The 21,388-nt window shown below is 60.2% G+C and carries 19 protein-coding genes; 13 read left to right on the top strand and 6 right to left on the bottom strand.

Annotated elements, in window-relative coordinates:
• Positions 1-108 precede the first annotated feature (108 nt).
• Together BMY73_RS17685 and BMY73_RS17690 are read right to left on the bottom strand one after the other, a co-directional pair.
• The gene (locus BMY73_RS17685; protein ID WP_062382324.1) at positions 109-588 is read right to left on the bottom strand and encodes an LEA/WHy family protein; all 480 of its coding nucleotides are present in this window, start codon (positions 586-588) and stop codon (positions 109-111) included.
• A gap of 58 nt (positions 589-646) precedes the next feature.
• Positions 647-2,149, bottom strand: a complete 1,503-nt coding sequence (locus BMY73_RS17690; protein WP_092408683.1) for a nucleobase:cation symporter-2 family protein — start codon at positions 2,147-2,149, stop codon at positions 647-649.
• Positions 2,150-2,523: 374 nt separating this feature from the next.
• Between BMY73_RS17690 and BMY73_RS17695 the strand changes: the two genes are divergently transcribed.
• Positions 2,524-2,820: an ArsR/SmtB family transcription factor gene (locus tag BMY73_RS17695; protein WP_062382326.1), complete on the top strand. Its 297-nt coding sequence runs from the start codon at positions 2,524-2,526 to the stop codon at positions 2,818-2,820.
• A gap of 129 nt (positions 2,821-2,949) precedes the next feature.
• A complete protein-coding gene (locus BMY73_RS17700; RefSeq protein WP_062382327.1) occupies positions 2,950-4,383 on the top strand; it encodes an NAD-dependent succinate-semialdehyde dehydrogenase in 1,434 nt (477 codons plus the stop codon).
• 68 nt (positions 4,384-4,451) lie between these two features.
• Here the strand turns inward: BMY73_RS17700 and BMY73_RS17705 are convergent, their stop codons facing one another.
• Positions 4,452-5,201: a GntR family transcriptional regulator gene (locus BMY73_RS17705; protein WP_062382372.1), complete on the bottom strand. Its 750-nt coding sequence runs from the start codon at positions 5,199-5,201 to the stop codon at positions 4,452-4,454.
• A gap of 115 nt (positions 5,202-5,316) precedes the next feature.
• Between BMY73_RS17705 and BMY73_RS17710 the strand changes: the two genes are divergently transcribed.
• From BMY73_RS17710 to BMY73_RS17730, 5 genes are all read left to right on the top strand, one after another.
• Positions 5,317-6,672, top strand: coding sequence for a class-II fumarase/aspartase family protein (locus BMY73_RS17710; protein WP_062382328.1), 1,356 nt, complete (start codon positions 5,317-5,319; stop codon positions 6,670-6,672).
• Between the two features lie 90 nt (positions 6,673-6,762).
• Entirely contained in the window at positions 6,763-8,064 is a 1,302-nt protein-coding gene (dctA, locus tag BMY73_RS17715) for a C4-dicarboxylate transporter DctA (RefSeq protein ID WP_092408685.1), read from the top strand.
• Positions 8,061-9,467, top strand: coding sequence for a class II fumarate hydratase (locus BMY73_RS17720; RefSeq protein WP_092408687.1), 1,407 nt, complete (start codon positions 8,061-8,063; stop codon positions 9,465-9,467). Before dctA ends, BMY73_RS17720 begins: the two co-directional genes overlap by 4 nt.
• Positions 9,468-9,670: 203 nt before the next feature.
• Positions 9,671-11,140: an MFS transporter gene (locus BMY73_RS17725; RefSeq protein ID WP_092408689.1), complete on the top strand. Its 1,470-nt coding sequence runs from the start codon at positions 9,671-9,673 to the stop codon at positions 11,138-11,140.
• Positions 11,141-11,240: 100 nt separating this feature from the next.
• Positions 11,241-11,828: a LysE family translocator gene (locus BMY73_RS17730; protein WP_092408691.1), complete on the top strand. Its 588-nt coding sequence runs from the start codon at positions 11,241-11,243 to the stop codon at positions 11,826-11,828.
• A gap of 1 nt (position 11,829) precedes the next feature.
• Here BMY73_RS17730 and BMY73_RS17735 read toward each other — a convergent pair whose 3' ends face one another.
• On the bottom strand, positions 11,830-12,654 hold the full coding sequence (locus BMY73_RS17735; RefSeq protein ID WP_092408693.1) for a helix-turn-helix transcriptional regulator: 825 nt from the start codon (positions 12,652-12,654) through the stop codon (positions 11,830-11,832).
• Positions 12,655-12,660: 6 nt separating this feature from the next.
• Positions 12,661-14,304, bottom strand: a complete 1,644-nt coding sequence (locus BMY73_RS17740) for a phosphoethanolamine transferase (protein ID WP_092408695.1) — start codon at positions 14,302-14,304, stop codon at positions 12,661-12,663.
• A 294-nt stretch (positions 14,305-14,598) separates the two neighbouring features.
• Here BMY73_RS17740 and BMY73_RS17745 point away from each other — a divergent pair, with 294 nt between their 5' ends.
• From BMY73_RS17745 to BMY73_RS17770, 6 genes are all read left to right on the top strand, one after another.
• Positions 14,599-15,210, top strand: coding sequence for a glutathione S-transferase family protein (locus BMY73_RS17745; RefSeq protein WP_092408697.1), 612 nt, complete (start codon positions 14,599-14,601; stop codon positions 15,208-15,210).
• A gap of 231 nt (positions 15,211-15,441) precedes the next feature.
• Entirely contained in the window at positions 15,442-15,639 is a 198-nt protein-coding gene (gene cydP / locus BMY73_RS17750) for a cytochrome oxidase putative small subunit CydP (RefSeq protein WP_062382336.1), read from the top strand.
• A complete protein-coding gene (locus BMY73_RS17755; RefSeq protein WP_092408699.1) occupies positions 15,636-17,225 on the top strand; it encodes a cytochrome ubiquinol oxidase subunit I in 1,590 nt (529 codons plus the stop codon). The genes cydP and BMY73_RS17755 overlap by 4 nt, the downstream gene beginning before the upstream one ends.
• A 10-nt stretch (positions 17,226-17,235) precedes the next feature.
• Positions 17,236-18,378 carry a cytochrome d ubiquinol oxidase subunit II gene (gene cydB, locus BMY73_RS17760; protein WP_092408701.1) on the top strand — a complete coding sequence of 381 codons (1,143 nt, stop codon included), beginning with the start codon at positions 17,236-17,238 and terminating at the stop codon, positions 18,376-18,378.
• 11 nt (positions 18,379-18,389) lie between these two features.
• The gene (gene cydX, locus BMY73_RS17765; RefSeq protein ID WP_062382374.1) at positions 18,390-18,506 is read left to right on the top strand and encodes a cytochrome bd-I oxidase subunit CydX; all 117 of its coding nucleotides are present in this window, start codon (positions 18,390-18,392) and stop codon (positions 18,504-18,506) included.
• Positions 18,496-18,792 (top strand): cyd operon YbgE family protein, encoded by a 297-nt coding sequence (locus tag BMY73_RS17770; protein ID WP_370588144.1) that lies wholly within the window; start codon positions 18,496-18,498, stop codon positions 18,790-18,792. Before cydX ends, BMY73_RS17770 begins: the two co-directional genes overlap by 11 nt.
• On the opposite strand, the gene BMY73_RS17775 is transcribed toward BMY73_RS17770, so the two are convergent.
• A complete protein-coding gene (locus BMY73_RS17775; protein WP_092408703.1) occupies positions 18,786-20,078 on the bottom strand; it encodes an MFS transporter in 1,293 nt (430 codons plus the stop codon). The two genes, BMY73_RS17770 and BMY73_RS17775, sit on opposite strands and share 7 nt — an antisense overlap.
• Between the last annotated feature and the right edge of the window lie 1,310 nt (positions 20,079-21,388).

The following is a 21,388-nucleotide window of genomic DNA, read 5'->3' on the forward strand; positions in this document are numbered from 1 at the left end:
GCCACCTGTAGCCGTGCGCTTGCCCGCGATTGCGTCATGTCAGCCGATATCTTGGTAGCCGACCTGTTGAAATCGCGGACAAGCGCTTCTACAAGGGGCGGGTGTCATTCACCAGCTGCCACTGGCCGGTTGTGGCAGGCTCAAGGTCCCGCTGTCATAAAACCGCATCGTGCCAAACAGCCCGCCTGCCAGCTTGCCGTGCAATTCGTACGGCAGGTTGTCCAGGCTCTGCTTCTCCGTCAGGCCGACTGCCTGACGCAGTGCTGCGAAGGCTGACACGGTCACCGGCACGGTCAAAACCCCCTCTGAAAACCGCGTGATCGTGCCTTTCTGGTCGCTCACGCCCGAGGCCAGCAGCTTGCCGTTGACGTCCAGGTTCAAGGCCACGCCGTCGTACTGAATGTCCGTGTCATTGGGGTTCTGCAAACGCAGTTTCACGGCAAACCGGATTTCCAGATCCTGCCCCGGCAGCGGGTCGATGCCTACCACATTGATGTTCAACGGATCGCGGTTGGGGAACAGCGCGCAGGCGCTCAATGCCAGAATCAGCAAGCAGGCAGAAAGGGTACGGATGTGGCGTAGCTGCATCGTGGTGCTCCAGATGCCGAGGCCGGGCAGGGGCGCGAATGCGTCCCTGCCAAGGAGCCTAGCGGTTCAACTGTGCGACCGCCCGTGCGGGGAGAGGTTCTGTTTCTGTGCTGTTTTCGGCACCCTGTGCCGGGTCCTGCAAAACCTTGAGCGTGGAGGCTTCCGGGTCGAATTCGGTCAGTTCGTCCTCGACGTGCTCTTCCGGCAGGAAGATATTGAGCAGGATCGCGCAGAATGCACCTACAGTGATCGGCGATTCAAAGATGTTGTGCAACGCTTTGGGTAGCTCGCGCAACACCTCCGGCACCGCCGCGACGCCGAGGCCCATGCCCGAGGATATCGCCACGATCAGCATGTTCCGACGGTGTAGCCCCGCTTCGGACAGAATCTTGATGCCTGCGACGGCAACGGTGCCGAACATGATCAACGTCGCGCCGCCCAACACCGGCTTGGGCATGAGCTGGAGGACCGCCCCAATAATGGGAAACAGGCCCAGCAGGACCAGAATCCCGGCGATGAAAAACGCCACGTAGCGGCTGGCCACGCCCGTCAACTGGATCACCCCGTTGTTCTGCGCGAACGTAACCATAGGCAGGCTGTTGAACGTGGCCGCCATCGCCGAGTTCAGACCGTCCGCCAACAGACCTGATTTGATCCGGCGGATGTAGACTGGCCCGCTGACGGGTTGCTGAGAGATCATCGAGTTGGCCGTCAGGTCGCCTGCCGCTTCCAGTGGCGACACCAGAAAGATCACCGCGATCGGGATGAATGCCAGCAGGTCGAACGAGAAGCCGTATTTGAACGGCACCGGAATGCTCATGACCGGCACCTGCGGCATGTGCGCGAAGTCCACGCGTCCCATGTACCAGGCCACCAGGAAGCCCAGGGTCAGGCCAATGATGATCGCGCTCAGGCGTAGCAACGGAATATTGAAACGATTGAGGACGACAATGGTGCCCAGCACCAGTGCAGCCAGCCCCAGGTTGCTGGTCGATCCCAGGTCAGTGGCGCCGAAGCCGCCCGCCATGTCGGTCATGGCGACCTTCAAGAGCGACAGCCCCATCAGGGTGATGATGGTGCCGGTGACGACGGGGGTGATCAGCTTGCGAAGCTTGCCGATGAACTGGCTCAGTACAACTTCGACGAAGGCGGCGCAAAAGCACACCCCAAAAATGGTCGAGAGAATGTCCTCGGTGCCGCCGCCACGGCTCTTCACCAGAAAGCCGGCGCTGAGGATCACGCTGAGAAATGAAAAACTGGTGCCCTGCAGGCACAGCAAGCCTGAACCGATTGGGCCGAAGCGTTTAGCCTGCACGAAGGTGCCCAGGCCGGACACGAACAGCGCCATGCTGATGAGGTAGGGGACCTCGCTTTCCAGTCCCAGCACGCTGCCGACGATCAGCGTGGGCGTGATGATGCCGACGAAGCTGGCGAGCACGTGCTGCAACGCGGCAAATATCGCGGCGGCGAAATGCGGGCGGTCGTTGAGCCCGTAGATCAGGTCGGTTCTGGTTCTGGAGGATACGTGGCGAGACGAGGAACTGTTTTGGGGTGTGGTCATGGTTAGCCTGCCATTTGTTGTTATACGGTCATGGGCTTTGCACGTGACGCTGCACTGACGTGCATACAAAAACTGTCTATGAGGTCAGCTTTCTCGACTGTACAACATGTCGACACATGGAAAAACAATTTATTCAGAAGTTGTGTACAAAATGCGTACATGAGTTGAACGTGAGGTCGGAGTAAAAGGGCGCGCAGAATGCCAGAAAAGGGTACGCAGGTCTGCGCCAGGCGCTTATGCTGTTGCCGGTGAACCTGAGTCGTCGGCTGGCGTCGAATTCGGGGCGTGACATTCAGAGAGGTCTGCAGTGGTCGGCATGACTCTCAACCAACAGGTCCCGACAAGGAGGTTCCAACTGGGGTTTACTGATCTTCATGAGCACGGCTTATCAATTTCCGTTGACCGATCTGCAAATCGCCCTGATCTCCCGGGCATTGGCGGACCGCAGGCGTTATCAGATTCTGGCGCAGATCGGCGGGTCGACCGAACCGGTTCCCTGTGCCGAGCTGCTTAAGGTCCATCCAGTGAGCGCCGCAACGGTGTCTCATCACACCAAGGAACTGGAACGCGCCGGTTTGATTTCCACGGTTCGCGAAGGCAAATACGCCAGCTTTCTGATGCAGCGCGAAGTCTTGAAGGCTTACGCGGAGCAACTCATGCAGTTTTGTTGAGACAGCCTTTCACGTCATCCTCGTCAGACAACGCCGGACCAGTCTTGACCATTGCTGGCATATGCCCGTAAATTGCCCGGCTTGCTTTTTCAAATCTCCCGCCTGATGCAGGCGCACCCGGAGCTTCTTATGTACCCAGACGTTCAGCTGTATATCGATGGCCAATGGCGAGCCAGTGAAGACGGCCGCACCCTTGCCGTGATCAACCCGGCGACGGGCGAAACCCTGGGCACGGTTGCCCACGCCGGCATTGCCGATCTGGATCAGGCGCTGGCTGCCGCCGAGCGTGGTTTTGAAACCTGGCGCAGCACCCCGGCCTATGACCGCTACAAGATCATGCAAAAAGCCGCCAATCTGCTGCGTGACCGGGTCGATAACATCGCCAGCATCATGACCCAGGAGCAGGGCAAGCCGCTGGCCGAGGCGCGCATGGAAACCCTGGCTGCCGCCGACATCATCGACTGGCTGGCCGAAGAGGGCCGTCGTGCGTATGGCCGTCTGGTGCCGTCACGCAACGTGTCCGTGGAACAGAAAGTCATCAAGGAACCGGTCGGTCCGGTCGCGGCGTTCACGCCGTGGAACTTCCCGATCAACCAGGTCGTGCGCAAGTTGTCATCGGCGCTGGCAGCGGGTTGCTCGATCATCGTCAAGGCACCGGAAGAAACCCCGGCTTCGCCTGCGGAACTGATCCGCGCCTTCATCGACGCTGGCGTTCCCGCGGGTGTGATCGGCCTGGTGTACGGCGATCCGGCGCAGATCTCCAGCTACCTGATTGCCCACCCGACCATCAGGAAAGTGACCTTCACAGGTTCGACGCCTGTCGGCAAGCAACTGGCAGCGTTGGCCGGGCAGCATATGAAGCGCGCCACCATGGAGCTGGGTGGTCACGCGCCGGCGCTGGTGTTCGACGACGCCGATATCGATCTGGCGGCGCGTACCCTGGCAGGCGCCAAATTCCGTAACGCCGGTCAGGTCTGCGTGTCTCCGACGCGTATTCTGGTGCAACGCGGCGTGTTCGATGCGTTCGTCGAGAAGTTCGTTGGCCTGACCCAGGAGGTCAAAGTCGGCAACGGTCTGGAGCAGGGCGTCACCATGGGCCCGCTGGCGAACGAACGACGCGCCCCGGCGTTGTCCGCGTTGGTCAACGATGCCTGTGAAAAAGGCGCGAAGCTGCACACCGGCGGCAAGGCCATCGACGGCCCGGGCTACTTCTTCCAGCCCACCGTGCTTAGCGGTCTGACCACTGACATGCGCGTCATGAGCGAAGAACCGTTTGGTCCACTGGCGTTGCTGGTGCCGTTCGACACCGTCGAAGACGCCGTGAATGAGTCCAACCGCGTGCCATTCGGTCTGGCGTCCTACGCGTTCACCACTTCAATGAAAACTGCCCACATCCTCAGCACCCGCATCGAAGCCGGCATGCTGTCGATCAACCACCAGGGCATTGGCCTGGTGGAAGTGCCGTTCGGCGGCGTCAAGGATTCCGGTTACGGATCCGAAGGCGGCACCGAGGCGATCGAAGCCTACCTGAACACCAAGCTGGTGACGGTGTTCAACCTGTAACGCTTTTACGAATGCACTGAAACAGGAAGCCCACCGGATGGTGGGCTTTTTTTTAGGGGAAGGGAGCTTCAGGCATCATGGAGAGAGGCACGCCTCTCGCGTTTCATTTGCATGACCAGGGTGAAGCGATCGTCCGGGTAAATCGTTTCCGATACCGCGATCAATGCGCCCTTGTCATCGCGATACTGACGAATGATGTTCAGCCCCAGCGAACCGGCAGCGGCATTCAGGCGTGCCGCCAGCTCGGCATTCAGTTGCACCGGTCGGACCTGCTGGTCGACTGCATCGATCCGTTGTCCGAATTCCCGCTCAATCAATGCGGCGATCAGCTCGCCAGGACACTGCTCGGCCAATGGAATAACCGCCGCGTAGATTTCATCGGCGTAGACATCGGTCCAGCACAGTGGCGAATGGCGTTGGTTGACATCGACCTTGATGCTGGACATGCAGAAGCAATGTGATCCTGGCTCCAGACCCAGCCGCCTGGCCTGAGCGATGTCGGCGACGAAATGGCGCACCTCCTGCACATCGCGAATGTGGGTCTCGGCCACATGCACCAGATCAGCAACCGACGCCAGCGACTGGGAATACCCGCCGCTGGGCGTATCCGCTTCCACGCGGGTGCCGACGCGCTTTCGCCGCGACACCATGCCCTGATTCTGCAACTGCGTGATCGCCGCACGTACCGTGTGCCGACTCACTGCGTACAGCTCGCACAACTCGAACTCTGTCGGTAGTAACGAGCCTACGGGATATCGACCGCTGCTGATGCCTTCCATCAGGTCATCGGCGACTGCCGCGTAACGCGTTTGATTGATGCCTTCCATCGAGCTCTCTCCACAGCGAGTTGACAGTGTATCAGGGCACGGGGTAATAATTATGTACGGACATATTTAATATGTACGTCCAATAACAACATTTGAGACCTTGTCCATGTCCACTACCGTTTTTGACTCCGCGCTATTTCGCGACATGTTTGGCACTGCCGAAATGCGCCAGGTGTTTTCCGACAGAGCCTTGATTGAGCGCTACATCGAAGTCGAGGTTGCGCTGGCACGGGCCGAAGCACGCTGCGGCGTAATCCCTGCCGAGGCTGCAGAGCAGATTGCGGCCAAGGCGACCTTCGAGTCGTTGGACCTTGCATTGATGCAGCACGAAACCGAAATCGTCGGTTATCCAATCCTGCCGCTGGTGGAGCAACTGTCGAAAACCTGTGGTGAGGCAGGGCGCTACGTGCACTGGGGGGCAACTACTCAGGACATCATGGACACCGCTGTGGTCCTGCAGGTGCGCGCTGCCCTGGCGCTGGTCGAGCGCGATATCCAGGCTGTGCGTGGCCTGCTGGCGGGATTGGCGCAGCGTTACCGTGACACGCCGATGGCCGGGCGTACGCACTTACAACATGCGTTGCCGATCACGTTCGGTTACAAGTGCGCGGTGTGGCTTAGCATGTTCGACCGTCACGCTGAGCGCTTGGTGGAGTTGCGTCCGCGAGTGGAGGTCGGACAGTTTGCAGGTGCCGCTGGAACGTTGGCCTCTCTGGGCGACAAGGGGCTGGACGTGCAGGAAGCGCTGATGCACGAACTGGGCCTCGGCGTGCCGCAAGCCACCTGGCACGTAGCCCGTGACGGTCTTGCCGAGACTCTCAACTTTCTTGGCCTGGTCACGGCCTCGCTGGGCAAGGTCGCCCTCGACGTCATGATGATGATGACCAGCGAGCTGGGTGAAGCCTACGAGCCATTCGTCAAAGGACGCGGGGCCAGTAGCACCATGCCTCAGAAACGCAACCCGATTTCCTGTGAACTGATGTACGCCGCTGCCAAGGGGGTGCGCCAACAGGCCGGTCTGATGCTCGACGCGATGATCCAGGACTTCGAACGCTCGACCGGCCCGTGGCAGGCGGAGTGGATCGCCATCCCGGAAGCTTTCTCCCTCAGCGCGGCGTCACTTGGCCAGGCGAAATTCATGCTCGCCGGTCTTGAGGTTCGCCCTGAGCGGATGTTGAGGAACCTCAACATGACGCAGGGGTTGATCGTCGCCGAAGCGGTGATGATGGGTTTGGCGCCGGCACTCGGGCGACAATTGGCGCACGACGTCGTGTATGCCGCTTGCCGCGTGGCGAACGACCAGAACATCAGTTTGCTTGACGCGCTGGTCGCACAAGGCGCAGTCACCGAACGGCTGGATCTGGCGGAACTGCAACGCCTCACCGACCCGTGCAATTACCTGGGTCTGGCCCCCCGGATGGTCGACCGCGCGCTGGACCGTGAAGGTTCAGTCAAGCGCTGACGCTCAAGGCAGGACGCAGAGCGTCACGCGTCCGGCCGCTGGCGGTTTCACCTCCTGTTTTTGCCCTATAACAACAATGAGAGCGCAAGCATGTCTTCTACCGGTAAAAAACCGTTTTACCGCGACCTGACGTTCCAGGTCATCGCGGCCATGGTCCTGGGGATCGCGTTCGGCTTTCTGGCCCCGGAAACGGCCGCCAGCTTCAAGATCCTCGGCGACATTTTTCTCAAACTGATCAAGACCGCCGTTGCTCCATTGGTGTTCTTCACCGTTGTCCATGGCATTGCCTCGGCGGGTGACATCAAACGGGTGGGCAAACTCGGACTGCGAGCGCTGATCTACTTTGAAGTCCTGTCGACCGTGGCGCTGGCGATCGGATTGGTCTGGGGCAATCTGCTGCAGATCGGCTCCGGTATGCATGACGCTCACCCGAGCAGCGCGGCCGCTGCGGCAGCGAGCGCTGCCGTTGCCAAAGGGCATGGTCCCGCGTCGACGATGGATTTCATCTACGGCATTTTCCCGGACAATTTCGTGGGCGCTTTTGCCGGAGGCCAGCTCTTGCAGGTTCTCGTGATCTCGGTGCTGTTCGGCTTCGCGTTGTTGGCACTCAAACCTGAGCGTCGTGAGGTCATCGAAGAAGGCCTCAGTCGCATCTCTGAGTGCTTCTTCGAGTTCATCAACTTGATCATGAAGTTTGCACCGCTGGGCGCGTTTGGCTCGGTCGCCTACGCAGTGGGCAGTAATGGCACGGCGGTTCTGATGTCGCTGGCCAATCTGGTGCTGATGTTTTACGTGGCGATTTTCTTCTTCATTTTTGTGGTGCTGGGTGCGGTGTGCCGACTGTCCGGGTTCAGCCTTTGGCGCTTCCTGAACTACATCAAGGACGAGATTTTTATCGTGCTCGGGACCGCATCTTCCGAAAGTGCGTTGCCCAGGCTGTTGCAGAAGCTGGAGAAGTTCGGGTGCTCGAAACAGAGCGTCGGCCTGGTGCTCCCGACCGGGTATGCGTTCAATCTGGACGGCACCTCCATCTACATGTCGTTGTGTGTCCTGTTCATTGCCAATGCCTACGGTGTGCCGCTGAGCTGGGAGCACCAATTGGGCATCATCGCCATCATGCTGGTGACGTCCAAGGGCGCGGCAGCAGTATCCGGCGGCAGCTTCGTGGTGTTCGCGGCCACCGTGACCGCCGTTGGCGTGCTTCCGGCCGAGGGCCTGGCCTTGCTATTTGGCGTGTACCGTTTCATGTCCATGGCGATCGCCACGTGCAATACCATTGGTAACAGCGTGGCCACCGTTGTGGTTGCCAAGTGGGCTGGTGAATTTTCTGAACAGACCGCCCGGGAGGAATATCGACGGGAACTGGGCCGCGAGCCGGGGGCTGCGCTATGACACTCACACGAACAGAAAATGATGCGTTCGGCCCCGTTATCCTACCGGCTAACCGTTATTGGGGTGCGCAAACGCAGCGCGCGCTCGACGTATTTGGTAGCCATGGTGAGCGATTTTTACCTGAGTTGATTCACGCGTTCGGTCAGCAGAAACTCGCTGCAGCGCGCGCCAATCGACGTCTCGGCGTATTGCCCACCACACTGGCAGAGGCGATCGAACAGGCCGCTGAAAGAGTGGCGGCAGGGGCGCTCGACGAGCATTTCCCGTTGACGATCTGGCAGACGGGTTCCGGGACGCAAACCAACATGAATGCCAACGAGGTCATCGCCAACCTGTCGAACCTGGGCTTGGGTGGTGAGTTGGGGAGCAAACATCCGGTGCATCCGAACGATCATGTCAATCGCTCGCAGTCGTCCAATGACAGCTTCCCCACGGTGATGCACGTGGCGGCGACCCTGCAGTTGCGCGATCAGTTGTTACCGGCGCTGGGCGCATTGCGAGATGTGCTGGCAGACAAGGCCCAGGCGTGGGCCGGGGTATTGAAGATTGGTCGCACGCACCTGATGGACGCGGTTCCTATGACTCAGGGTCAGGCATTCGACGCCTTTGCCCGCCAGGTTGGTCATGGTATCGAGCGTATCGAAGGCTGCCTCCCACGGCTGCGCATGCTGCCTCAGGGAGGCACGGCCGTCGGCACAGGCCTTAACGCCCCACAGGGTTTTGACGTTGCGTTTTGCGAAGAGCTGAGCGCTGTGACAGGCGAGCGGTTTGCGCCAAATCCGAGCAAGTTCGAGGGGATGGGCACCCATGACACGCTGGTCGAACTGTCCGGGTCATTGAATGTGCTGGCCGTGTCCTTGAGCAAAATTGGCAACGACATTCGCCTGTTGGGTTCAGGGCCTCGTTGCGGACTGGGCGAGTTGCTGTTGCCAGACGACGGTCTTACTTCATCGATCATGCCGGGCAAGCGCAATCCGACACTCGCCGAGGTTCTGGTTCAGGCCGCGATGCAGGTCATGGGCAATCACACCACGATTACACTGGCGGGCGCCTCCAGCACGTTTGAATTGAACGTGGCCAAACCGGTGCTGATCCATAACCTGCTGCAGTCGATCAGCGTGCTCGCTCACTCTGTCCGCATCTTCACCGACAAACTGCTCAGAGGATTGGAGGTCAACCGTCAGCAGCTAAACGACAACCTGGAAAACGCCCTGCTCATGGCCACAGCCCTCAATCCCGTGCTGGGTTACGACCGCGTCGCTAAAATCACCCGCAAGGCTTTGCAGGAGGGGTTGTCGCCAAAGTCGGCAGCGGTGGAGTTGGGCTTTATCACTCCCGAAGAGTATGAGCGGTGGGTGCGGCCCGAGCTCATGGTGGCGCCCGGCATCGCTGATCACCCCTAGTCGCATGTGCCGGTTTGCAGCGGGGATCGGGTCAGGTGCAGGGAGCTGGCTGGCCGGCGCATCGGCGGCGCCGTTATCTTCACGCGGGTTAGCAGCGTACGAATTGACGCTGGTCCGACTTGCTTGTGTACCGGCTGAACTCCCGCTCAAGCGCCGAACTCTCAAGCCAGAGATCACCCCGATCACTGGCGCAAGGATCAGGCATGAGCACCACCGGCACTCCATCCGAATCGCAGCAGGGCAAGGGCAAGCTGTTTGAAACCGATCTTCCGGCGCGTCTCGACCGGTTGCCGTGGGGGCGGTTTCATACGTTGCTGGTGTTTGCGCTAGGCATCACCTGGTTGCTCGACGGGCTGGAGGTCACGCTGGCGGGGTCGGTGTCCGGCGCGTTGAAAGAAAGTCCGGTGTTGCGATTGACCAACGCCGATATCGGGCTGGCGGGCGGCGCGTACATCACCGGTGCCGTGCTCGGCGCATTGTTTTTCGGGTGGCTGACCGACCGGCTGGGACGGCGCAAGCTGTTCTTCATCACCCTTGCGCTTTACATCAGCGCCACGGCGGCCACGGCGTTTTCGTTCAGCCTGTGGAGCTTTATGCTGTTTCGCTTCCTCACCGGAATGGGCATCGGCGGCGAGTACACGGCGATCAACTCGACGATTCAGGAATTCACCCCGGCGCGCTTTCGTGGCTGGGTGGACCTGACCATCAATGGCACGTTCTGGATTGGCGCAGCGCTGGGGGCGGGCGGCTCGATCGTCTTGCTCGACGCCGATTGGGTCGGTGGCGATCTGGGTTGGCGTCTGTGCTTCGGCATAGGTGCAGTGCTGGGATTGGTGATTCTGCTGATGCGACTGTGGTTGCCGGAAAGTCCACGCTGGTTGCTGATCCATGGTCAGGCCGAGGAGGCGAGGGTCATTGTCGAAGGCATTGAAGAGCGCCTACGTCAGCAAGGTCACGCGTTGTCGCCGCCGACCGGGCAGAAATTGCGCCTTCACGCCCGTGACCACACGCCGCTGGCTGAGATATTCGACACGTTGTTCAACCTCTACCGCCAGCGCGCATTGGTGGGCTTGACGCTGCTGACCGCTCAGGCGTTTTTCTACAACGCGATCTTTTTCACTTACGCGCTGGTCCTCACCGAGTTCTATCAGGTGCCCTCAGCGTCGATTGGCTGGTACGTGTTGCCGCTGGCTCTGGGCAACTTCTGCGGGCCTTTGTTGTTGGGACGATTGTTCGACGTGGTCGGACGACGCGTCATGATCAGTCTCACGTACGCCGTTTCTGCGGTGTTGCTCAGCATCAGCGGTTACCTGTTCGAGCAGGGGTTGCTCAGCGTCACCCAGCAGGCCATTGCCTGGATGATCATCTTTTTCTTCGCATCGGCGGCAGCCAGTTCGGCGTATCTCACCGTGGCCGAAACCTTTCCGCTGGAGATTCGTGCGTTGGCGATTGCCGTGTTCTACGCATTCGGTACTGCGTTGGGCGGGATTGTCGGACCGATGCTGTTTGGTGAACTGATCGACAGTCACCAACGCGGCCCGGTCTTCGTGGGTTACCTGATCGGGGCTGCCCTGATGCTGCTGGCGGCGGCGGTGCAGGCGATCTGGGGCGTGGCATCGGAACGCAAGTCGCTGGAGCAGGTGGCGCGCCCGCTGTCGCAAGCCAGCGACTGATCCACGGGCCGGCGAACGTGCACTGGTCAGTTTTCTTCAATACGCAATGCGTCCTTGTGGTTAACGTCCCTGTTCATCTATTGAACGGAGAATGGCGGTAATGAACCTGACGATTTCCATGGCGGCTTTTGCACTGGCAGCTTCCATCTCCCCCGGGCCGGTGAACGTCGTGGCGCTGAGCAGCGGGGCGCAATTCGGGCTGGCTGCCAGTTTGCGACACGTGATGGGGGCGACAGTCGGCTTTGTGGTGCTGCTGATCTTTACCGGTTTTGGTCTGCACGAGGTGCTGCATCAGTACCCGATGCTGACCGACATCATTCGCTGGGCGGGCATGGCGTTTCTGGTGTATCTGGCGTGGAAACTCGCGACGGACGACGGCCGCCTGGACGTCGACAGGCCCACCCGGCAGCCGTCGTTCTGGCATGGCGCGGCGATGCAATGGCTCAACCCCAAGGCCTGGCTCGCGGCGGTGGCGGGGATGGGGGCTTTTGTCGCGGGCGGCGAAGCGCGGTTGATCGGTTTGTTTGCCGTGATCTATTTCGTGGTGTGCTACCTGTCCGTCGCCTGCTGGGCGTATGCCGGGGCGTTTCTCGGACCGTATCTGCGCAGCGCCCGACGCATTCGGGTGTTCAATCGCAGCATGGCGGCGTTGCTGGCCGGGTGTGCAATCTCATTGCTCTACGTCTGAATCACTGACGATATTGCCCCGGCGTCGCGGCGAGGTGCTTCTTGAACACCCTTTGAAAATGCGCCTGATCGGAAAACCCGCTCTGCTGGGCCGTGTCGGCAATCGGCTCGCCGTCGCGCAGTTGCGCCTGCGCGTGCTGGATGCGCCGGTTGATCAGGTAGGCGTGGGGCGTCATGTGGTAATGCTGCTCGAAGGCACGGATCAGGTAGGCCTCCGACAGGCTGGCGATCTGACAGAGCTCTTCCAGCCGGATGGCGCGCCGGTAATGCTGGTTGATGTACTGCGCCGCGCGCAGCACCTTGACGTTGACCTTCTTGAGCGGTGCGTCCGAGCCCCCTAGCCGTTGTTGCATCAGGGTAAAGAAGGCGATGGCTGCTTCGTGCTTTTCCAGCGTGTCCAGCGCCGGGTCGATCAAGGTTCGATGCAGGTCCAGCAGCCCGGAAAAAAGCATCGGATCGGTACTGGAGATGGCGGGAATCGGGCGAAAGCCCTCGATGCCACATGCCTGCTGGACCCGACCCAGCCACTGCGCATCGACGTACAGCATGATGTACGACCAGGGCTGATCATCGATGGGGTTGCACGCATGAACGTCGCCGGGGTTCATCAATACGACGGTGCCTGCGCCAATACGCTGGTCGGTCTTCTCGTGCAGGTAGGTGCTGTGCCCGGAGGTGATGGCACCGATGGAAAACACGTCGTGGGAATGGCGTGAATAGCAGACCTCGCGGCCATCGGCGATGGATCGCGCTTCGAGGAAGGGTAACTGCGCATCCCGCCAGAACACCGGTGTCTGGGCGTGGTTCACCGGGTTCTGGAGGGGCATGTCAGGTCATCCTTTGCTGCGTTTGCAACTGTGGAAAATGTCGAGGGCGGGCTGGTATTCGGTGGTGCTGACGCCGAGCAAGCCTAGCACCGAATGAAACATGTAGTCATGGCTCAGGTCGGGTTGATCCTGCTTGGCTGCCAGACAACTGCGGTCGATGCCGGCGTCTTCCAGCGTCTGGTGGCCAAACCACATGACCATCGGGACATGGGTCTGCGCGCTCGGGGCGATCGCGTAAGGCGCGGCGTGCAGGTAAACACCGTTTTCACCCAGCGATTCGCCGTGGTCCGAGACATAGATCATCGAGGTGTCCACTTTGTCCTGGTTGCGCTTGAGCAGCTCAATGGTCTGCGACAGGAAGTGGTCGGTGTACAGAATCGTGTTGTCGTAGACGTTTTTCAGCTCGTCCGACGTGCAACTGCCCAGTTGGTTGGTGTGGCAGACCGGCGTGAAGCGCTCCATGGTTTTCGGGTAACGGTCGTAGTATTCGGGGCCGTGGCTACCGTCGGAATGCAGCACGATGATGGCGTTGTCCTTGAGCGAATCAATGTAGTCCTGCAAGCCCACCAGCAGTGCTTCGTCCAGGCAGTTCTGGCCATCGCAGAACGGGCCCGGCTGGGTTTTCGGGATGTCGCTGTGAGGCACACGCAGGCAGGTGCCTTTACAGTCACTGTTATTGTCCAGCCAGACAACCTTCAATCCCGCACGTTGCAGCATGTCCAGCAGCCCTTCGTAGGTCTTGCCTTTCTTGTCGCTGTAATCGCTGCGTGGGAACTTGGAGAACATGCACGGCACTGATACCGCGGTCGAGGTGCCACACGAGGCCACGTGCGTGAAATTGAGAATGTCCTGCTTCTTCAATTCCGGGTTGGTTTCGCGGGCGTAGCCGTTGAGCGAGAAATGGTCCGCGCGGGCCGTTTCACCGACGACGAAGATCATCAGGCTCTTTTTCGGTCGCTGCTGCGCTTCTGCGCTCAGCACGGAATCTTCACCAACGGTCTGGATCTTGACGGTTTCCTTGATCGCGACGGTTTGCTTGGTCAGCTTGCCGATGGCGTAGATGTAGTTGGTAGGGTTGATGAAGTGGGTCAGCTTGTCCTCATCGCGAAAAATAGGCGCGTAGGTGGAATAGAACGGCCCCACGGAGGCGGCGATCACCAGCACGCAACCGAGACACACCAGCACCTTGTTGACCAGACCGGGCAGCACACGGCGATAGGTTACCGGCGTCATCCAGATCAAGGCGATGGGCAACGCACCGAGCAGTCCCAGGTACAGGAACAGTCTGCCGCTGAGCAGGGCCTTGGCCTCGCCGGGGTTGGTTTCCAGCACGTTCTGCATCATCACGGTGTCAATCGTGATGCCGTAGGTGTTCATGAAATAGGCCGCTGCTGCAGAGCACAGCGCCACCAGGCTCAGCACGGGCTTGAGGGTGGGTTTGAAAGAAAAGGGCGTCAGCAGCAGCGTAATGGCTGCCCAGAGAAAGAACGCAAAAGAGGCGTAGAACGCGGCTGCCTTGATGCCTTGCAACTGGGTCAAGCCGACCAGGGCATGCCATGTCGCCAGGTTGTAGAACGCAACCAGAGACAGGGAGAACAACATCACCAGACGCGTGGAGGTCACCGGTTTCAGCTTTGAACGCATTTCCATATAAAGCACTACTCGAACCAGGGTCCGCACGCGCGCCTGAGCGGTCCTGGCCTTGTGGCCGGCACGTCGGACAAACCTGTCAATGACAGGCGGATTAATGAGGGAGGCGTAGATCGCGCGGAGTTTTTCAGAACGATTGTGAAGACTTCGTGAAACAGCGTAGACGAGTTGTCCGCGCGCGGTATGGTTATGAAAGGGCTGGCTTGCGTGCTAGAGGCTTTTTGCCAGCCTGCGGACAATCGACGCGAAAAGCGCCATTATCTTGGTATCGCTGACTGAGCAGGAGATTGTGGGATGAAACTCATCGGGATGCTGGATTCGCCTTACGTACGGCGGGTTGCGGTCAGTCTTAAACGCATGGGCATTGCCTTCGAGCACGAGCCGGTGTCGGTGTTTCGAGGCATGGAGCGTTTCAGGGAACTGAATCCGGTGATCAAGGCGCCGAGTTTCATGACCGATGACGGTCAGGTGCTCATGGAATCCAGCCTCATTCTTGATTACGCCGAATGCCTGAAGGGGGCGGGCAATGGGCTGATGCCTGTGGACCTGGCCGCGCGGGCACGCACGCTGCGCCTGACCGGGCTGGCGCTGGTGGCTTATGAAAAGGCCGTGCAGATTTACTATGAACGCAACCTGCGGCCCGTCGAGATCCAGCATGCACCGTGGGTCGAGCGTGTAAGCGAGCAATTGAAAACCGCCTGCGCAGAACTGGAAAGGGAGCTGATCGAGCGACCGTTGAGCGCAGGTCAGGACATCGGACAGGACGGCATCAGCATCGCGGTGGGCTGGTCGTTCATCCAGCTTGTGGTGCCTGATCAGGTCAGTGCCGACTCCTGTCCGGTGCTGGCGGCGTTTGCGGCAGAGGCCGAGCAACTGGACATTTTCAAAAGCCTGCCAATGGTGTAGCTCGGTCAGGGTTGCACCGACTGAGGGAGGTACGGCTCATCTGCGCCCTGGTTGACCGTGGAGGTCGGCCAATCGCGTGCCGCGGGCAGCGGATGGGACCGGTCAGGATCAAGACCGAGCGCCACCCTGTGGCGTTCTGCCACACCAACGCTTCTCGTGTTTTTTGATCCAGGTCAAGGGGCGGGGGCGAGGCTGTAGGAAAAATACCCTGCACCCCGACGAGTCTTCAACATGCCCGGTCCTTTCGATTTCCTCAAACACCCGCTGGCGAAAGACATCGGTCTGATCCTGTTGATCAAGCTCGTCCTGCTGATGGGAATCCGCAGCGTCTGGTTCGACGCTCCGGTCGAGGTCAGAGACGACGGGGTGCAAGCTGGCATCCATGTATTGGGCGCCCCTCCCGAACCTCCTGAGAAGAACCCAAAATGATTTCGGAATCAGTCGTCGACTTATCTCGGCTGCAGTTCGCAATGACCGCGCTGTACCACTTTCTTTTTGTCCCGCTGACCCTGGGCATGACCTTCCTGCTGGCGATCATGGAGTCGGTCTACGTCATGACCGGCAAACAGGTCTACAAGGACATGACCAAATTCTGGGGCAAACTGTTCGGCATCAACTTCGCCCTGGGCGTGACCACGGGCCTGACGATGGAGTTTCAGTTCGGCACCAACTGGGCGTATTACAGCCATTACGTGGGCGACATCTTCGGTGCGCCGCTGGCCATCGAGGGCATGATGGCGTTCTTCCTCGAATCGACCTTCATTGGGCTGTTCTTCTTCGGTTGGGACCGCTTGAGCCGGGTGCAGCACCTGACGGTGACCTGGCTGGTAGCGATCGGCTCCAACCTGTCGGCACTGTGGATTCTGATTGCCAACGGCTGGATGCAGAATCCGGTCGGTGCCGAGTTCAACTTCACCACCATGCGCATGGAGTTGACCAGTTTCAGCGATTTGCTGTTCAACCCGGTGGCACAGGTCAAGTTCGTTCATACCGTTGCTTCCGGCTATGTCACGGGGGCGATCTTCGTCCTGGCGATTTCCAGCTGGTACCTGCTCAAGGGTCGCGACATCGGCTTCGCTCGGCGTTCGTTCGCCATTGCCTCGGCATTCGGCATGGCGTCGATCCTGTCGGTGATCGTCTTGGGCGACGAGTCCGGCTATGAAATCGGTGACGTCCAGAAAACCAAGCTTGCCGCCATCGAGGCCGAGTGGGAAACCGAACCTGCGCCGGCCGCGTTCACGCTGTTCGGCCTGCCGAACCAGGCGGAGCAACGCACCGATTACGCGGTGAAAATCCCTTATGTGATGGGCATCATCGCCACGCGCTCGTTGGACAAACAGGTCATCGGGATCAAGGACCTGGTCAGTGAGCACCAGGGCCGGATCCGCAACGGCATGGTTGCCTACGACCTGCTGGGCAAACTGCGCGCCGGCGACAAGAGCCAGCAGACCCTCACTGCGTTCAACGACGTGAAGAAAGACCTGGGCTATGGCCTGTTGCTGAAGAAGTACACCGACAAGGTGGTGGATGCCAACGAGCAGCAGATTCACCAGGCCGCGCTTGATTCCATTCCACACGTCGCGTCGATCTTCTGGACCTTCCGCTTGATGGTGCTCAGCGGTGTGCTGATGTTGCTGTTGTTTGCCTGTGCCTTCTGGGCCTCGGCACGCAAGAACGAATCCGGCAAACGCTGGTTGCTCAAGTGGGCGCTGTTCAGCCTGCCGTTGCCGTGGATTGCCACGCAAACCGGCTGGTGGGTCGCCGAGCACGGTCGTCAGCCGTGGTCAATCGGTGAAGTGCTGCCGGTGCACCTGTCGGCGTCGACGCTGTCGTCGGGCGACGTTCTGGGCTCGATCCTGGCGCTGGTGGGCTTCTACACGGTGCTGCTGATCATTGAGATGTACCTGATGATCAAGTTCGCCCGACTTGGCCCAAGCAGCCTGCACACCGGTCGCTATCACTTCGAACGACGTGACGCTGACGTGTCCGCCGCACCACAACCGACGCTGGCCTGAGGAACGCACGATGTTCGATTACGAGACACTCAAACTGATCTGGTGGGTGCTGGTCGGCGTGCTGCTGATCGGTTTCGCCCTGACCGACGGGTTCGACCTGGGGGCCGCGATGCTGATGCCCTTTGTCGGCCGTAACGACAACGAGAGAAGGGTTGTCATCAACACCATCGCACCGCACTGGGACGGCAATCAGGTGTGGTTGATCACGGCCGGCGGTGCGTTGTTCGCGGCATGGCCTCTGGTGTATTCGGCGGCGTTTTCCGGCTTGTACTGGGCACTGCTGCTGGTGCTGTTCGCCTTGTTCGTACGGCCGGTGGGCTTCGACTACCGCAGCAAGCTGGAAAACACCCGCTGGCGGCAAAGTTGGGACTGGGGCCTGTTCGTCGGGGGGCTGGTGCCGTCGCTGGTCTTCGGCGTGGCCTTTGGCAACCTGTTGTTGGGCGTGCCTTTCCAGTTCGATGACACGCTGCGCTCCAGCTATCAGGGCAACTTCTGGCAGTTGCTCAGCCCGTTCGGGTTGCTGGCCGGCGTGGTCAGCCTGAGCATGCTCGGCCTGCACGGCGGCAGTTGGCTGATGATGCGCACCGAAGGCGCGATTGCCCGTCGTTCGCGGCGTGCCACCCAAGGGTTGTCATTGGTGTTCCTGCTGGCGTTCATTGGCGCGGGTGCCTGGCTGCTGTTCGGCGGCATTCAGGGCCTGGCCATCACGTCGACGTTTGATCCGGGCGCGGCGCTGAACCCGTTGGCCAAGACCGTTGCGGCAACCAACCCCGGCTGGACGGCCAACTACCACGCGCATTCTTTGACCGTCATTGCACCGCTGCTGGGGATTTTCGGTGGCCTGCTGGCGCTGCTGGGGGCCAGTGCGGGGCAGGGCAGAACCGCGTTTCTGGGCAGCAGCCTGGCGATCGTCGGCGCGCTGTGCACCGCAGGCTTCGCACTGTTTCCATTCGTCATGCCATCGAGCCTGGACCCTGCATCGAGCCTGACCGTATGGGATGCCGTGTCCAGTCATAAAACCCTGGTCATTATGCTCATCGCTGCGACGATCTTCGTGCCGCTGATCCTCTGCTACACGTTGTGGTGCTACGCCAAAATGTGGGGCAAGGTCACCACCGCACACATCGAGCACAACCCTCACGGTCTTTACTAAGGAGAATCGTCATGTGGTATTTCGCCTGGATTCTTGGCGTATTGCTGGCTTGCAGTTTCGGCATCATCAACGCGCTGTGGCTGGAGTCTTCGGACGCCCGCACGCTGGAGAATGGTCGTGACCGCTGAGGTGCTGGCCGCACCCTTCAGACACACCATCAGCCGGGCATTGTCCCTGCTGATGGCGGTGCCTCTGAGTCTGGTACTGCTGATCCACCCCGCCTCGATGCTCAACGCACAGGGCCATTATTCCCACAGCATGTTGATGCTGATCATGTGGGGCGTGGCCGGTGGGTACGTGCACGGAGTCGGCTTCGAACCTCGGGCGCTGGCCTGGCAGGTGGTGTTCCACCCGCTGCTGTCATGGGCCTTCATGGCCCTGGGGTTCGGCCTGTGGATACTCGCGCGTCAGTGAGCCTGAGCCGTTGGCGTTTTCAATGTCGGCAGGATGGACAGCGCAATCAACGCGGCGATGACGCACAGCAGGCCTGAAATGAAGAAGGCCGGCAGGTAACTGGCGAAGTGCGTGCGTGTCCACCCGGCACCGAAGGCGGCAAAGGCAGCGCCCAACTGGTGGCCGGCGAAAATCCAGCCGAAGACGATATTGGCACGCTCGGGCCCGAACTTCTGTACCGTCAACTTCACGGTTGGCGGTACGGTGGCGATCCAGTCCAGGCCGTAGATCAGGGCGAAGAACGAAAGGCCGTACACGGTGAAATCCGAGAACGGCAGAATGATCAGCGCCACGCCACGCAACCCGTAATAGCCAAACAGCAGCCAGCGGTTGTCGAAGCGATCCGAGAGCCAGCCTGAGCCGATGGTGCCGACGAAATCGAAAATGCCCATGACCGCGAGCATGCCGGCGGCCGTGGTGGCGATAAGGCCGTAATCGCCACACAGGCTGATGAAGTGGGTCTGGATCAGGCCATTGGTGCTGGCGCCACAGATGAAAAACGTCATGAACAGCACCCAGAACGTCCACGTCCTCACCACCTCACGCAGCACCTTGAGCGGTGTCAGCAGCAGTTCGGCGAACGTCTGATTGCTCGCCACCACCGGCTGTACGTCGCTTTCGCCATAGGACGGCAGCTGCAGGTCGGCGGGACGGTTGCGCATCAGCGCGAGCACGGCAACGCCGGCGATCACGATGGCGACACAGATGCAGGTCAGCGCGGTCCGCCAGCCGAAGTGCTCAGTCAGGTTGGCAAGCATCGGCATGAACACCAGTTGACCGGTGGCGGAACTGGCCGATAACAGTCCCATCGCCATGCCACGGCGCTGCGAAAACCAGCGAGTCGCGACCGTGGCGCCCAGCACCATCGCCGTCAGCCCGGTGCCGAAGCCCACCACCAATCCCCACAGCACGACCAATTGCCAGAACTGCGTCATGAACAGCGACAGGATCATGCCGGTGGCGACCAGTGTCAGGGCTGTCAGCACGACCTTGCGCACGCCGAAGTGGTTCATGAAGGCGGCCGCGAACGGCCCGACCAGTCCAAACAGGGCGAATCGTACCGCCAGCGCCGACGATATCTCGGCGGTGTCCCAGCCGAATTCTGTCTCCAGGGGCTTGATGAACACACCGGGAGCACCGACCGCGCCCGCCATCACCAGCATGGTCAGAAACGTGACCGCCAGAATGACCCAGCTGTAATGAATGCGGCGACGAGAGAGCGATGCGGCAAGAACAGACGAAACCATGCGTGTCACCGGGGAGCGAATAGTTAATAGGATTATGCTCATACTCCAATATGAACGCCCAGGAGCACCGGTTTCGTCAAGAGGATATTTCTGGATGTTTCGTTGGTGTGCGCGCAAAGGGGAGTGGGCAGAGGGGGCTGTTGGGGGCATGAGTTTAAGTCAGCCGCGATCCCTCACGATGCCGGGTTACCTGTGGAACACGTCAGAGGTTACGAGGGCATCTGAGGCGGTGGGTCAGTTACTGTTGATGGTGCTGAACCACCGCATTCGCCGGCAAGCCGGTTGGTATGGTGCGCATTTCCACTATTTGGGGTGACGCTGACGGTGTGGTTTGTCCTAACGTCCAAACTGTTCCGCCATCGGCGGGTTACTTGATAACCCCAAGTAACCAAGGGTCTAGCTCCTGGCTTGGCCCTCCTGCGTCGGGTACCCGCACTCCGACGACGCTCCGTGGGCCCGCGCCGAACGGGCATCCATGCCCTGACGGCGCTCTCGCGGCATCCATGCCGCTCGGCCCACTGCGCGTCGCCTGCGTTTGGCCTGCACCCAAGTCGCGTTTTGTGGTGTCTGGCCTGCTGCGGTATCAAAATCAAGATCAAGATCAAGATCAAGATCAAGATCAAAAGCGAAGCGCGCCATGCGCTTTCGTAGGTCGCCGCATCAACGGCCGATCAAACGCAAAACCTGTGGGAGTCAGCTTGCTGACGAATGCGGTTTGTCATTCACCTTTGATAGTGCTGAACCACCGCATTCGCGGGCAAGCGCGCTCCTACAGTACCCGCGTCGTCTTTATGGCTTCGGAACGACACGGACTCTGTGGGAGACGTCCGAGGTTACGAGGGTATGGGCCGCACTTCGGACGAAGGCGGTGTGTCGGTCACCATCGATGGTGCTGACCCACCGCATTCGCCAGCAAGCCGGCTCCAGTTTGAGCGTGATTCAGCAGCACGCGGCATACCGTCAGATCGCGATCAAGCGTTTATCACAACTCCGCTTCTGCCCGCCGGGCGTAGGAGCGCGCTTGCTCTGGGCCGCACTCGGACGATCTGCCGGGAACCGGCAGCAAAACCGGTGCATGCGGAGTGTCAGGTATAACCGGGTCGCCTGATGTTGCTGCCGCTTCGCGCCAGATCGCGGGACAAGCCACGCTCCTACAGCAAAGAGTAGCGCGGGGAGATCGATGCACAGACCAAGAAAGCGAGGAGTGCTAGCTCCAGCCAGCGCTGTTCATATACGCGACAGTCCAGACACCACAAAACGCGACTTGGGTGCAGGCCAAACGCAGACGACGCGCAGTGGGTCGAGCGGCA

Source organism: Pseudomonas sp. NFACC02 (assembly GCF_900110765.1).
In the GTDB taxonomy this organism is placed as follows: Bacteria; Pseudomonadota; Gammaproteobacteria; order Pseudomonadales; family Pseudomonadaceae; genus Aquipseudomonas.

Coding starts and splice junctions, on each gene's coding strand:
- BMY73_RS17685 (WP_062382324.1), bottom strand. CDS start 588: ATGCAGCTACGCCACATCCGTACCCTTTCTGCCTGCTTGCTGATTCTG.
- BMY73_RS17690 (WP_092408683.1), bottom strand. CDS start 2,149: ATGACCACACCCCAAAACAGTTCCTCGTCTCGCCACGTATCCTCCAGA.
- BMY73_RS17695 (WP_062382326.1), top strand. CDS start 2,524: ATGAGCACGGCTTATCAATTTCCGTTGACCGATCTGCAAATCGCCCTG.
- BMY73_RS17700 (WP_062382327.1), top strand. CDS start 2,950: ATGTACCCAGACGTTCAGCTGTATATCGATGGCCAATGGCGAGCCAGT.
- BMY73_RS17710 (WP_062382328.1), top strand. CDS start 5,317: ATGTCCACTACCGTTTTTGACTCCGCGCTATTTCGCGACATGTTTGGC.
- dctA (WP_092408685.1), top strand. CDS start 6,763: ATGTCTTCTACCGGTAAAAAACCGTTTTACCGCGACCTGACGTTCCAG.
- BMY73_RS17720 (WP_092408687.1), top strand. CDS start 8,061: ATGACACTCACACGAACAGAAAATGATGCGTTCGGCCCCGTTATCCTA.
- BMY73_RS17725 (WP_092408689.1), top strand. CDS start 9,671: ATGAGCACCACCGGCACTCCATCCGAATCGCAGCAGGGCAAGGGCAAG.
- BMY73_RS17730 (WP_092408691.1), top strand. CDS start 11,241: ATGAACCTGACGATTTCCATGGCGGCTTTTGCACTGGCAGCTTCCATC.
- BMY73_RS17735 (WP_092408693.1), bottom strand. CDS start 12,654: ATGCCCCTCCAGAACCCGGTGAACCACGCCCAGACACCGGTGTTCTGG.
- BMY73_RS17740 (WP_092408695.1), bottom strand. CDS start 14,304: ATGGAAATGCGTTCAAAGCTGAAACCGGTGACCTCCACGCGTCTGGTG.
- BMY73_RS17745 (WP_092408697.1), top strand. CDS start 14,599: ATGAAACTCATCGGGATGCTGGATTCGCCTTACGTACGGCGGGTTGCG.
- cydP (WP_062382336.1), top strand. CDS start 15,442: ATGCCCGGTCCTTTCGATTTCCTCAAACACCCGCTGGCGAAAGACATC.
- BMY73_RS17755 (WP_092408699.1), top strand. CDS start 15,636: ATGATTTCGGAATCAGTCGTCGACTTATCTCGGCTGCAGTTCGCAATG.
- cydB (WP_092408701.1), top strand. CDS start 17,236: ATGTTCGATTACGAGACACTCAAACTGATCTGGTGGGTGCTGGTCGGC.
- cydX (WP_062382374.1), top strand. CDS start 18,390: ATGTGGTATTTCGCCTGGATTCTTGGCGTATTGCTGGCTTGCAGTTTC.
- BMY73_RS17775 (WP_092408703.1), bottom strand. CDS start 20,078: ATGGTTTCGTCTGTTCTTGCCGCATCGCTCTCTCGTCGCCGCATTCAT.